Genomic DNA, 13,250 nt, shown 5'->3' on the forward strand with positions numbered 1-13,250 from the left:
TACTTGTACCCCAAATAATTGGGCTAAATGCGGAATGGTGCGCAAATGGGTATTTTCGGGTGTAGCCGGGTAAGTGCTGGTGCATTTGAGCAATATTAGTTCCTGGCAGCCCCAGGCGCGTAATGTCCGGACACCTTCGTCGATATCGGCTGCTGTAGCAACCCCCGTAGACATAATAACGGGTTTGCCTGTGGCAGCTACTTTCTTTAGTAAAGGTAAATCGGTATTTTCGAAAGAGGCTATTTTGTAAACCGGCACCTTTAAAGTTTCCAGGAAATCTACCGCCGACTCGTCGAAAGGTGAGCTAAAGGGGATCATGTTCCTTTGCCGGGCGCGTTCAAAAAGCGGCGCGTGCCATTCCCAGGGGGTGTAAGCTTCCTGGTACAAATCGTATAGTTCCCGGCCCTGCCACAACGAGTCTTGGTCCACAATGGTGTAAGCGCCTGGCATGGTCATGGTATCGGCAGTGTAGGTTTGCAACTTTATGGCGTGGGCACCGGCATCGGCGGCGGCATCTACAATGGCCAAAGCCCGTTCTAATGATTGGTTATGGTTGCCCGACATCTCGGCAATAATAAAGGGCTTGTGCCCGGGTCCAATCAAAAAATCACCTATCTTAATGTCGTTCATGCTTATGTTCTGTTCCGTTGCCCTGCGGCAAGTTCTGGCTGAATTTTATTAAATTGGGATGCTGGGCATTGGTATAAGCCTCCTGGTAAAAACCGGCTCTTTCAAAAGCTTTTATCGAGGCCAGGTTATTTTTTTGTACCAATCCACTTATTTTAAAAGCTTTTCCGGTGGCGGCCCCAATAAACGCCTGGGTGCCGGCCTGCAGCAAAGCGGTGCCCAAACCTTTACCCCGGTAATTTATATCCAGCAAATAACTAAGCAGGGCTTCATTTTCGGTTACATCGTACCGGATCATACCCACAGGTTCGTCTCCCAATTCGGCTATAAAGATAAACGAATTTTTGTCGAGGATCTTTTTCCGGAACCAACTTATATGAATCTCACGCGGAATAGGTGCCGGGTTGATGGAAAATTTTCTTACCTCGGGTTCGTTTATCCAATTAAAAAGTATATCGCAATCCGCTTCAGTAGCCGGCCTTAGCCGGAGCCAAAGCGGCAGAACTTGTTTAAAAAATAAGGTTCGCCATTTACTCCTGCTTTGCCCATGAAAATATTGGTGCTGGTTGTTTATTTGGGTTTTAATTAAAGCTGGTAAAGCCGGATGCGACAGAATTGCAAGTAATTGTGCATAAGAAAATGCCAGTTTTTCCTCTAGTAAAAATTTTTCCAGGTTTACCTGGTTATCAGCCGTACGGATTAAAAACAAGAGCCCGCCAATGCAGCACCACTCGTAAGCAACTGTGCTCGGCGGACAAATGGCAGCATCGCAGCTTTGCATAAGCGCACAAATATGCTCGGCACTTAGAGATTGGTGCAGGTTTATGTTGGTCGATTTATTTTGGTCTATAAAATTTTGTAAAGTAGGTAATCCCTGGTAGGCGCTTCCCACAACCACCTCCAGTTGCAGCTTAGGTAAAGCCTGGCTAATTTCTGTTAATATTTGGTAGGTGTGGTTCTGCGGATCGGCACCACCCAGGTTTATAAAAATGCGCTGTACCTTTTTTACGTTTCTTTTACTGGCGGCCGCTTCTAAAAAGGGTTGCCGCAGCAAAGCATAATCAGGCCCGGTGTATAGTTGGGTAGAAGGGGCTAATTGGTACTCGGTAGCTAAAACGCCTCCGGCCGGGTTTATAACCACATCGGCTACAAACGGAAAAATATGAATATCATCGAGGCAAAATAATTTGGCGATGAGCGGTTTTATATAGGACTGGTACGGGGTATTAAAATTATAACCGTCCAGAACCAATACATCGGTAGGTTGTAAAATGTGTTGTTTTAGCCAGGCGGCTTCGGCTAAAAAATTTGCCGTAGTTGGTAAATCTATTAGCTGAATATTGTGGTTCTTAATTAAATTAACTAGGGCCGGACTGGGGTTTTGTACGGCAAAAAACAGTTTAAAGTCCGGCTGCAGCATTTCGGCCAGCGCCAGTAAACGCATTACATGGCCTAATCCAATTTGGCTGTTCCCATCGGCGCGTAAAATTATGCGCATAAATTTAGTTTAATTGTTTAGCCAGCAACGCGGCCGCCCGGTTTAATTCGTTTTGGGTTAATAAGATAATGGCGGCTTTTAATTCACTAACTAAATCCGGAAATATTTTTTTTTGAAAGTTGTGCTGGTTAATATCTAAAATCCAGGGCTGCTGTTGGATTAGTTCTGCCACTTGTTTCAGGCTAAAATCCGAAGTGGTTGGGTAAAGCAGATAATAAATTAAACTGGCCAAAGCATAATCTGATGGATTATCGACGGTTAAACGCCAGCTTTCTTCGCCTAAACCCTGGTTTTGTAAAGATAAAGTGTTCAACCGAAATAACTCCGGGTGTTGCTTCAGATAAGGCGTTACGTGTTCGCGGTGCTCCGGCAAAATGGCCGCCTGTTGCGCTTGGCTTAAAGCTGCGTAACTAAAAACTTCTATGTTGGTGCCTAAAGGTAAACCGGTGGTAACGGTATAGCTATTGTTCTGCGTAAGGTGGGCGTTAAGCGCAGCATCTATAACCGCGGCATCTATAAAAGGATTATCGGCGGTGAGCCGAACAATGGTATCTAATTCAAATTTTTGGGCGGCTTCGTAAAAACGGCCTAATACATCTTCTTCGGAGCCCTGGTAAAATTCCACCTGGTTTTTAAAAGCAGTTTTGGCCAGCTCGGCGTTTTCGGGGTTTGTAGAAGTGGCAATAATTATCGCGGGGTTTAAGCTACTTTTTTTTGCCCTCAATATTATTTGGTCCAGCAAAGTTTGGTCTGAGCCGTAGGGCAGGGGCAGCAACACTTTGTTGGGCAGCCGCGATGAATTTAATCGAGCCTGAATAATAAAGCCTATTTTATTTTCTACCATGCCGTCCAGCCTCCGTCTACCACAAAATTTTGCCCGGTTATGTAATTAGATAACTCTGAACAAAGTAAAACAAAAACGCCTTTTAAATCTTCGGGTTTACCAATGCGGCCCAAAGGTGATTTTTTCTCCAGATTTCTAATAAAACCTATATTTTCCTGTACGGCTTCGCTCGGGAATGGCCCCGGCGTAACCGCATTTACCAGAATATTATCTTGGCCTAAATAGCAGGCGAAATATCGGGTCAGTTGCAAAACACCCGCTTTGGCGGCTCCGTAATGCGGCGGATTTAAACTCTTAGGATGATCCTGGTACACGCTAAAATCCGGCGAAACCATCCCGTACATCGAAGATACATTAATAATGCGGCCGGCCTGTTGGTTTTGCATATAAGGTACTACTTCACGGATGCAACGGTACGTTGCTCCCAAATTACCATCGAGGCCTAAGGCAAATTCGGCATCGGTTAAAGCCAACGGATTTTGCCCCTGCGAATAATAGGCGTTGTTAATTAGCCCATCCAGTTGGCCAAATTTATCATAAACCTGCGCAAAAGCCTCTTTAACCGATTCGGTGCTGCTTACATCGGCAACCTGAAAAAATAATTCGGAGGGAACGGCCGGAAAGGCAGCGTTAAATTTTTCTATACTCCGGCCCAATACCACTACCTGGGCACCGTTTTCCAGCAGACCAGCCGTAATGGCCCGGCCCAGATAGCCGTAGCCACCGGTAATTAATATTACTTTGCCACCTAAAGAAAAAGGGTTCTGCATTAATTTGTTTTCCAGTTAAAGGGTAATAAAAAGGCTTCGTCGGTAATACCTAAACTTTTAAGTTCCGGTAGCAGGGGTTCTACGACCTTTAAATATTTAGTATAAGCTAGGTTAGATATTAAATCGGGTAAACCCGTAACCCCAATTACCAGTTTATTTACCGCTGAAAAAGAATGAGTAAATCCCAAGGCCAAATGGGGTAAAGAAATATTATGCTGCAGGCCCATATTCCGGATTTGCTCTACAACCGGTAATATAGGTTTAAAATAGGGTGATATTACTTCTGGTGGTGTGAGTAAAAGTCCTTGCAAAAACACAGAACGCACGTGCACCTGAATATTTTTTTTCTCCAAGATAGGAAATAAATAGGCAAACCGCTGGTCGAGCAAATTGAATGGTATTTGTATCAGGTCGCAGGGAATATTTTCTGTTAATAATAGTTCTAACTGGTGCGGGTAATACAACGAAAAACCAATATGAGTAATCTGGTTGGCTTCTTTTAATTTTAGCAGTTCGTCTAAAGTTGCGGGGTATTGCTGGTACGTTTTAAAATCGTGGTACAAGTAGCCGTACAGGCGCTTTTGCTTTAAGTGCTGTAACGATTGAGAAACCATTGCCGCAACCTGCCCCGGCTGACTATTGGGTGATAGTTTAGAAATAATATTAAAATTAGCCGGTTGGGCCGCTAAGCAATTGCCTATAACTTCTTCGCTAGTACCGTAAGCGGCTGCCGTATCAATAAAATTTAAATTCTGTTGTTGGCAATAATCCAGAATAGCGCAAACTTCTGTTGGTGGTACCTGACCGCGTTGGTTGCTAATGCCATAAGGTAAGCCAAACTGTACCGTACCCAGGGCTATTTTATTTCCTGCGCCAGCCATTCTTTTACTTTAAGGATAACATAATCCTGCTCCTCGTTGCTTAAACTAGGGTACAGGGGCAAGCTGAGGCAACGTTTATAATAAGCTTCGGCTAGCGGATAACTGCCCAGGTTGGTTCCGGATTGTCGGTAATAAGGCATGTGGGGTACCGGAATGTAATGTACCTGGGCTAAAATATTATTTTGCTGTAAAAAATCATACAGATTTTTTCGGTTATCAACCAGGATAACGTACAGGTGGTAGGCATGAACAAAAGTTTCGGGTGTACCTGTTTTGTTCGCTAGCGGATTTAATATTTGAAGACCATTCAGGTTTTTAAAGGCAGCATCATAGCGTTGTGCTAATTCCCGGCGCCGGGCTAAAGCGGCATCGGCCCGGTTTAGTTGCGAAATACCTAAGGCCGCCAGAATATCGGGCATGCGGTAATTATAACCCAGTTCCTGCATTTCGTAATACCAGCCGCCGTGGTTTTCGTGTAGTAAACCTGGGTCTTTGGTAATGCCATGCGTCCGGAGCATTAATAATTTTTGGTAAAGCTCCGGGTTGTTGGTAGTAATCATGCCGCCCTCGCCGGTGGCAATGTGTTTTACCGGGTGAAAAGAAAATATCGCCAAATCGGCAAACAAGCCGTTACCACTGCGCTGGCTTTTTCCGGTATTATCAATAAAGGCAGCGCCCGGAGCATGGCAGGCATCTTCAATTATCCATAAATCATATTCATCGGCCAGGGCCCGGAAAGCTTCCAGTTGAATGGGGTAACCGGCAAAATCAACCGGAATAAGGCCGGTGAAATAACCTTTGGGTTTACTTTCGAGTAAGGCCCGTACTTTATTTATATCCAGCAGACCCGTTTCGGCATCAATATCGGCAAACCACACCTGACCGCCACAATAACGCACACAATTAGCCGAGGCCGCAAATGTAATAGGAGTGGTAATAACCCGGCTATTTTCGTTAACCCCTAAAGCCAGTGCACACAAATGCAAGGCCGCGGTACCGTTTGCCACCGCTACCGCATATTTACTACCAATGTACTCAGAGAACCGGGTTTCAAATTCTTTTACTTTGGGCCCTTGCGTCAGAAAATCAGATTGCAAGGTGGCCGTTACCGCTTGTATATCTTCTTCTGTAATTAACTGCCGGCCGTAGGGAATGGGATGCATGGGTAAACTTTAATTTTAAACTTAGTGGTAGCCTAGTGAAGCAAAGGTAAAATTAATTTAAACGGGAATAAACAGACTGACCGTTTACTTTAACCGGGAGCGTGAAAATGAAATGGCCGCAACTTTTGTATTGCGGCCATTATATCAAATAATTAATAACTAAATTGATTAAACACTAAAATCCGGATCAACGTGAAGGCGAATTAATTCCCGTAATTGTTCGGGGTTCAACCATGAATCGTTCGATTGGGAATTATACCGGAAGCCAGGTTCTACTTTGCGGCCGTTGAAGGCTGCCAGAAATTCATCGTGAGACCAGCGGAAAGGTGTGGCAGGCAAAATAACGTAATACTTTTCTAGTTCTACGGTGCTAAACGAATCGGTTTCGGTTATCATTTCTTCGTGGAGCTTTTCGCCGGGCCGGATGCCTACCACTTCTTGCTTTGCCTGCGGCGCGATGGCTTCGGCTAAATCGGTTATTTTAAAAGAAGGAATTTTGGGTACAAATATTTCGCCGCCCCAAGCAAACTGTAGGGCATGCAAAACCAAATCTACGCCTTCGTCTAAAGAAATATTAAAGCGGGTCATGTCGGGGTGGGTAATGGGCAGCATGCCATCGTGGCGTTTATCCAGGAAAAAAGGCACCACCGAGCCCCGCGAGCCAATAACGTTGCCGTAGCGCACCACCGAAAAAGCTAAATCGCGGCTGCCTTTCATGTTGTTGGCGGCCACAAATAATTTATCGGAGCAAAGTTTAGTAGCGCCGTATAAATTTATGGGCGCAGCCGCTTTATCCGTAGACAAGGCTACCACCTTTTTTACCCCGCAATCCAAGGCGGCATTTATTACGTTTTCGGCCCCAAAAATATTTGTTTTAATACACTCCATGGGGTTGTACTCGGCGGCCGGTACTTGCTTTAAAGCTGCCGCATGCACAATTACATCAATATTTTCGCAAGCCCGGCGCAGGCGTTCTCCATCGCGTACATCGCCAATAAAAAACCGGATGGCTTTGTATTTACTTTGCGGAAATTGCTGGGCCATTTCGAACTGCTTTAACTCGTCGCGGGAGTAAATAACCAACCGCTTTACCTGCGGGTAGCGCTCTAAAATGGTTTTTACAAATCTTTTGCCAAACGAGCCTGTACCGCCCGTAACCAATATAGAAGTATTATTAAGGTCTAACTGCATTAAATAAATCGTGAAAACAGGTTTAAACTTTCCGGTAAATTATTTAAGTAAAACTTAAACTAACCGGTAGATATTTTATTCTCGAAAAATCAGGTAAAGATAAGAGGTTTGCCGGAGTAAGTACAACAGAAAGCGCCAACTCTCAAGAGAATAAATTTTTGGTTTATAATTATCTGTTCTACTTTTAAGCCTAAATAGCAAAGCCAGTATGGTTTTAAAAAAAATAGCTTTTAAATTATTTTCGTTGCTGAATTATTATTACTGGCCAGATAACCTGAACCGGCACGCTAAAATCGGGTACCAGGAACCAGAGGTGATTTTATTTTCGGAGCCAGAAGCAGCGTTTTTAAAGCTAAGTGCGCAATCGTTTCATTTTAATCCGGATTATGCGCGGGGGTACCGGCCCAAACCCATGTACCTGGCCCAACTAAGCAATGTTACTTTTTTGGGCAATTCGGGAGCAGTGGTGCGGCAGAATAAAATTATCTCCGAATCGGTTTACGACCATTTACGGCTAAGTATTTCTCCGGCTTACCGGAGCCCAGCCTGGATGTGGAGTCGCTCCAAAAAAGGCGTATATACTTCTATTATACATTTGCCCTGGGCCCAAAGCAGTAATTTTCATTGGTTTTTCGATTGCTTGCCGCGCCTGTATTTACTCGCCAAAATGGTTACACAAAATATTCAGGTAATTGTAAACGTCGATTTGCCGGATTTTCAGCGGCAAACGCTGCAATTTATTTTAAAGGATTTGCCCCACTTTAAGCTGGTGTATATCTCAAAAAATGAGAAATGGCACGTAGAGCAGTTTATCTTGCCCTCGTTTATAACCAACCACAACAGCGGCTATTTGCCAGAACCGGTAATTAATTTTATGCGGAATAAAATCTGGCAGGGCTACAACGTGTTAAATGTAACCCAGTCGGCAACGCGGTTGTACATTAGCCGAGGCAAAGCCTCTAAAAGAAAACTCCAGAACGAAAGAGAGTTGCTGCCGATATTAGCCCAAAATAATTTTAAAATTGTTTACGCCGAAGATTTATCGTACCAGGAGCAGGTGCAATTGTTTTACGGCGCTACGCACGTAATTGCCCCGCACGGTGCCGGACTTACCAATATACTATTTGCTAAAAATTGCGCGGTGCTGGAATTACAGGCCGCCGATGTAGTAAAACCGCATTATTTTTTAGCCGCCAAATCTTTGGGGCATTTTTACCACTACCTACTCGGTTCCGCATCCGATAATAAATTAAATTTTACCATTGATCCGGCAGCCTTTTCTGAAAAACTCCAGGAATTCTTAAAAGCTTAATTTCTATATAATATTTCCGGCCCATTTACTTAAGTGAATTCAGCTACTAAACGGCCGAACGGCTAATCTACTGCTTATCTATTCATGATAAATAATTGCACAATAGGGGTGAGACTCCAAATTTTTGAAATGTAGTTGTATTAAATTAGCTTGTTGCCGTCCATTCTGATTATTGAATAATTTAAAGTGACTCGATATAATTTATACTGGTAAGTTTATATAAATATTATAATTGGTATTATGCTAACAGGTTTGTATGTGATTAGTAAAGTGTAATTTTGATAATTGTGTTATTAGTACGAATAATAAATTTATTTTAATAAAATATTCCTTTTAAATCAATTTAATGGTGTTTTATATACTTTACGAGTGCTTGATTCATTTAAGCATAAATAATACTTTTAAAATTATATTTAAAATAATTATAAAACAGATATAATAACTATTTTACGGTTATTGAAAAAATAATATTATAAATGCTTTTAAAATTTAAAACTATCCTTTAATTTTATTTTGTCATTTAAGTTTTGTTACTCTCCTAAGTGGCACTAAAATAATTTTCTGTTTAGTAGCTCAAATTATATTTTATGAATAAATCTTTACCTAAGTATAAAGCTGTATTGCTGATGGTTTTGGCGTGGGGTGGGGTGCAGGTAGCAGAAGCGCAAACCAATCGGTATGTGTCGTCGGCCGGTACAGATACGGGTAATTGCCCGGTGGGTAGCCCTTGTGCATCTATTAATTATGCGGTAGCCGCCGCCGAGCCCGGCGATGTTATCTGGCTGGCTCCTGGTACTTACAATCAACAAGCAGTTATCTCTAAAAGCATTACCTTACAGGGAGCCGGCGCTGGCACCGACCCCGCTGTACATACCATTATTACCGGCGATGCACCTAATCTGGATGGTCGGGGTATTAGTCTGGCGCCCGGCGTAGAAAACATTACTATTAAAAATTTGCGGGTACAGCGCTTTGGCAACGGGAGCGGCATTTATGGGCAGGGCCAGAACAATCATCTTTCCATACAAGGGGTGCAGGTATATTATAACATCGGCAGCAGCAGTGCCGAGGCGGGTATTCACTTAAACGGACCCATTGCACACGTTAATTTAGAAAATATTGATGCCCAGTATAACGGCACCCGCGGCATTGTGATCTGGAACGGCCGGAAAGAAAATATTACTATTACTAATTGTATTGTTAAGTACAACACCGTTGCGGGCCTGGAACTGCAGGATGGGACGGCATCGGGCGTAACCATTTCTAATAATATTGTAGAAAATAACAAAGATTCTGGCATATCGCTGGTAGGTTTATCGGGTGGGGCCGGGGCCAACCTGGTGTCGGGTAATACGGTCTTAAACAACGGCCGCTTTGGTATGGAAATAAAATTACCCAATGGCTCGGGTCAGGAGTCCGGCGACGGTAGTATTTTAATTACCGGCAACCAAGTAGCATTAACCCAGCCAGTTGCCGCTACTGAACTCCGCGACTTAGCGGGCATTGCGGTATACCGCCGTAGCTGGACCGCAGATAATCCGGATGTGCCGCAAGGTGTGATAATTAAACAAAATACCATAAGCGGTTACCGCCAAGTTAGTACCAGCGATGGATTTGGGATTGTGGTAGAAGGCCAAAACATGACTGTGCAGGGCAACACCATTACCGACTGCGATGTGGCAACGCAATTGCAAGGGGGGCATTTACCTTACAGCCCCAATGCTGCTACCGACGGCGACCAAAGCAACCTGGCCGATGAATATTTTGGTCGCGGCAACTCACCTATTGGTTCCGGCAGTATTCAGGATAATATTTACAGCCAAAATACCGAGGATACCCGGTACGTAGGCGTGCCGGCACCGGTCGAAAACCAGATTACCTGGTCCGGTACAACTTCTTCAGAATGGGCCATGGCTACCAACTGGCGGGAAGAAATAGTGCCTAGTTCGGTCAACGATGTGGTTATTCCGGCCGGTACCCCCAACACCCCGGTTATTACTTCAGACCAGGCTGTGGGTAATATTGCGGTGGCCGAAGGCGCCAGCCTGGAAATTAAAAGCGGTAACCTGCAAATTGCCGGCGATTTAAAAAACAATGGCACTGTGGTAAACTCCGGTAGTGGCCAAGTGGCTTTTACCGGTCAGCAACAGCAGGTAGTGGGCAGTACCCAAACGTTAGCCCTTGAAAACTTTACGGTAGGTGCGGCCGGAGTAAAGCTGGAAGGTCCTTTGCTGGTTAAAAATAAATTAGTTTTAAACGGCGATTTAATTACCAATGGGCACGAGGTAACTTTAACTGCCAACCCGGCGGGTGGCGTGCTAATCGAGAACTTGGGGGAAGGCAAAATAATAGGCGCGGTTACAGTACAAAAATCAATGGCAAGCGCTACGGCTAAAGCCGGTAATTACCGTTTAGTTGCGTCTCCTTTTACTGATGCAAGCCTGCCTACTTTACACAAAGCTGGTGTCGAAGAAAATCAGATTACCCCTGAAATTTATTTTTATGCTAATTCGGATGCAGCCGCAAACCAGAATATTTGGCTAAAAGCAGATGATCTAAACCAAAAACTTGCTGCGGGTCAAGGCTTCCGGATTAACAGTTTAGAAGATGGTATAATGTCGCTCAGAGGTAATTTGCAAAATAAACCGGTAAAGGTAAGTGGTTTATCCCGTGCAAACGATTTAAAAGCGGGTTGGCATTTATTGGGTAACCCGTACACATCCTCCTTAGACTGGCGGCAAGTGCAGGTACCAACGGGTATGGGCGCGGCTTTATATACCTTATCGGCGAATGGCCACTACGAAAGTTTTGTAAATGGTATTGGTACTGCCGAGCAGGCTAACCTGATCTCCGCTATGGAAGGTTTCTTTGTGCGGGTGCAGGAAGGTACTGTAGATTTTCAGTTCGACCCTAAACAACTGACGACCAAAAAAACAGAAGCTGCCGCCAAACCCGAGAACCGGCCTTTGCTGAAACTGATAATGGAAGGAGCTAACCAAAAGGATGCCGCCATTTTATATTTTGAGCAGGGTGCCACAGAAAAAGCAGAAGAACGTTACGATGCTTATAAAATACCGGAAAAAAACCAGGATGGTGCCGCCTTGTACACCAAAGCCGGTAACGATTTACTCGCGATTAATGGTTTACCCACTTTGGAACCAGGTAAAAAACTGAGCATTCCTTTAGAAATAATTGTAGCACAAAGTGGTAATTTTAAGCTGAATGTAAATCAGTTTAATAATTTTACCAGCCAGGATTTAATACAGTTAGAAGACCGGCAAACCGGCAATATTTTAAATTTGGCCACTAATGTAACGTACGACTTTTATGCTCCGGCCGGAACCACTGCTAACCGTTTTTACCTGCATTTCCAGGCAACCGAATTAACCGCTTTGCCCCAAATGCCGGTTATTGATAAACCCGGTAAGCTTCTGGTTTACCCCAACCCGGTAATCGACGGAACTTTACAGGTGCTAGTACCCGATGCAACTGCCGGCACCCAATTAGAAGTAACTTTATTTAATAACTTAGGTCAGCCATCGATGAAAAAGAAAATACGGGTTAAAAAAGCCGGCAGCCCCGAAGAGCTTATCTTAAGTGGTTTGAAAAAAGGAATCTACTTCCTGAACCTGCAAACCCCCAAAGGCAATACCCAGCGCCAGATTGTTGTAGAATAAATTTATTCTATAAATGAACGAAAGACATATTTAACTGTAATAATAAATCAAAACAGATTTAAATAAATTATCTGTTTTGTAAATGCAAAAAGGCTTCTTCCCTTTATATTGGGTAAGAAGCCTTTTCTTTTTCAGCAAAGATTACTTAAGCGACATCCTTCTTTTTTGCCCCCTTATTTAGCCGAAATATTAATTCTAAACGTTATTAATCTAACTTACAAGAACGGCCTTAGTCTGGTCTGATAAATACCCGATAAATTATTTTAAAACCTGCTGTTTTGATAAAATGTGATATAATATTTTACGGGCATGTTCGCGGGAGTTTTCGATAAACCAGATATGGGTATCCATGCCGCCGCAAATTACACCGGCCAAATATACCTGTGGCAAATTGGTCTCCATGGTTTCGGGATTATAAAATGGATGCCTTTTCTGATCGGGTGATAATTGAATGCCAATTTTTTCTAAAAATTTAAAATTAGGCTGGTACCCGGTCATGGCCATTACGTAATCGTTGGCAAGGGTAATTGGTCCATCGGGCGTTAAAATATCTACCTCGTCGGGGCGAATTGCCGTAACCCAGGAATGAAAGTAAGCCTTTATCGAGCCTTCCTGAATCCGGTTTTCCAGGTCGGGTTTGGTCCAGTATTTTATGCGGCCCAATTCGGGCTCCCGCACTACCAGCGTCACGTCGGCTCCCTTACGCCAGGTTTCCAGGGCCACATCGGCCGCTGAGTTGTTGGCGCCAATTACCAGCACCTTCTGGCGGTAATAAAAATGTGGGTCAAAATAATAATGTTTTACTTTGGGCAAATCTTCGCCGGGCACGCGCAGTAAATTGGGTAAATCGTAAAAGCCTACCGCAATAATTACGTGCTGCGCCAAATATTCTCTTTTAGAAGTCCGGACGCTATATATATCACCCGCAGCTTGAATATTAGTTACCTCTTCAAACAGATTTATATTCAAACATTTGGTATCGGCTACGCGCCGGTAATATTCTAAAGCTTCAGGGCGGTTGGGCTTGGCGTGGATAGAAGGAAATGGCAGCCCGCCAATTTCCAGCCGGTCGGCCGTTGAAAAAAAAGTCATGTTAAGCGGGTAATTGTACAGCGAATTAACCAAACAACCCTTCTCAATAATTACATGACTTAAATTAGCTTCCTGGGCGGCAATGCCACAGGCTAAACCAATAGGACCGGCTCCTACAATTAATATATCTATTATATCGCTCAAAATAATTCTCTCTTAAAACCAGTAGTTGCTCTATTACTAAATGTTATTAGC

10 protein-coding genes are annotated in these 13,250 nt (G+C 43.7%); 2 read left to right on the top strand and 8 right to left on the bottom strand.

The genetic code is table 11. The features are described 5' to 3' along the window. From ACO1R6_RS06535 to pseB, 7 genes are all read right to left on the bottom strand, one after another. On the bottom strand, positions 1 to 630 hold a 630-nt coding region (locus ACO1R6_RS06535; protein WP_486263225.1), incomplete at its 3' end, for an N-acetylneuraminate synthase family protein. Then, positions 617 to 2,125, bottom strand: coding sequence for a UDP-2,4-diacetamido-2,4,6-trideoxy-beta-L-altropyranose hydrolase (gene pseG, locus ACO1R6_RS06540; protein ID WP_486263226.1), 1,509 nt, complete (start codon positions 2,123 to 2,125; stop codon positions 617 to 619). The genes pseG and ACO1R6_RS06535, both read right to left, overlap by 14 nt. Positions 2,126 to 2,129: 4 nt before the next feature. After that, complete coding sequence (locus ACO1R6_RS06545) at positions 2,130 to 2,969, bottom strand: cytidylyltransferase domain-containing protein (protein ID WP_486263228.1); 840 nt, start codon at positions 2,967 to 2,969, stop codon at positions 2,130 to 2,132. Continuing rightward, the gene (locus ACO1R6_RS06550) at positions 2,963 to 3,739 is read right to left on the bottom strand and encodes an SDR family NAD(P)-dependent oxidoreductase (protein WP_486263230.1); all 777 of its coding nucleotides are present in this window, start codon (positions 3,737 to 3,739) and stop codon (positions 2,963 to 2,965) included. The genes ACO1R6_RS06545 and ACO1R6_RS06550 overlap by 7 nt, the downstream gene beginning before the upstream one ends. Next, positions 3,739 to 4,620: an aldo/keto reductase gene (locus ACO1R6_RS06555; protein ID WP_486263232.1), complete on the bottom strand. Its 882-nt coding sequence runs from the start codon at positions 4,618 to 4,620 to the stop codon at positions 3,739 to 3,741. The genes ACO1R6_RS06550 and ACO1R6_RS06555 overlap by 1 nt, the downstream gene beginning before the upstream one ends. Further along, positions 4,596 to 5,783 carry a UDP-4-amino-4,6-dideoxy-N-acetyl-beta-L-altrosamine transaminase gene (gene pseC, locus ACO1R6_RS06560; protein ID WP_486263234.1) on the bottom strand — a complete coding sequence of 396 codons (1,188 nt, stop codon included), beginning with the start codon at positions 5,781 to 5,783 and terminating at the stop codon, positions 4,596 to 4,598. Before pseC ends, ACO1R6_RS06555 begins: the two co-directional genes overlap by 25 nt. A 168-nt stretch (positions 5,784 to 5,951) precedes the next feature. Next, positions 5,952 to 6,974, bottom strand: coding sequence for a UDP-N-acetylglucosamine 4,6-dehydratase (inverting) (pseB, locus tag ACO1R6_RS06565; protein WP_486263236.1), 1,023 nt, complete (start codon positions 6,972 to 6,974; stop codon positions 5,952 to 5,954). 208 nt (positions 6,975 to 7,182) lie between these two features. Between pseB and ACO1R6_RS06570 the strand changes: the two genes are divergently transcribed. Beyond that, positions 7,183 to 8,286 carry a glycosyltransferase family 61 protein gene (locus ACO1R6_RS06570; RefSeq protein WP_486263238.1) on the top strand — a complete coding sequence of 368 codons (1,104 nt, stop codon included), beginning with the start codon at positions 7,183 to 7,185 and terminating at the stop codon, positions 8,284 to 8,286. Positions 8,287 to 8,873: 587 nt separating this feature from the next. Beyond that, complete coding sequence (locus tag ACO1R6_RS06575; protein ID WP_486263240.1) at positions 8,874 to 11,963, top strand: right-handed parallel beta-helix repeat-containing protein; 3,090 nt, start codon at positions 8,874 to 8,876, stop codon at positions 11,961 to 11,963. A 258-nt stretch (positions 11,964 to 12,221) separates the two neighbouring features. Here ACO1R6_RS06575 and ACO1R6_RS06580 read toward each other — a convergent pair whose 3' ends face one another. Next, positions 12,222 to 13,199: a YpdA family putative bacillithiol disulfide reductase gene (locus tag ACO1R6_RS06580; RefSeq protein ID WP_486263241.1), complete on the bottom strand. Its 978-nt coding sequence runs from the start codon at positions 13,197 to 13,199 to the stop codon at positions 12,222 to 12,224. Positions 13,200 to 13,250: the final 51 nt, after the last annotated feature.

The organism is Adhaeribacter sp. (genome assembly GCF_057359045.1).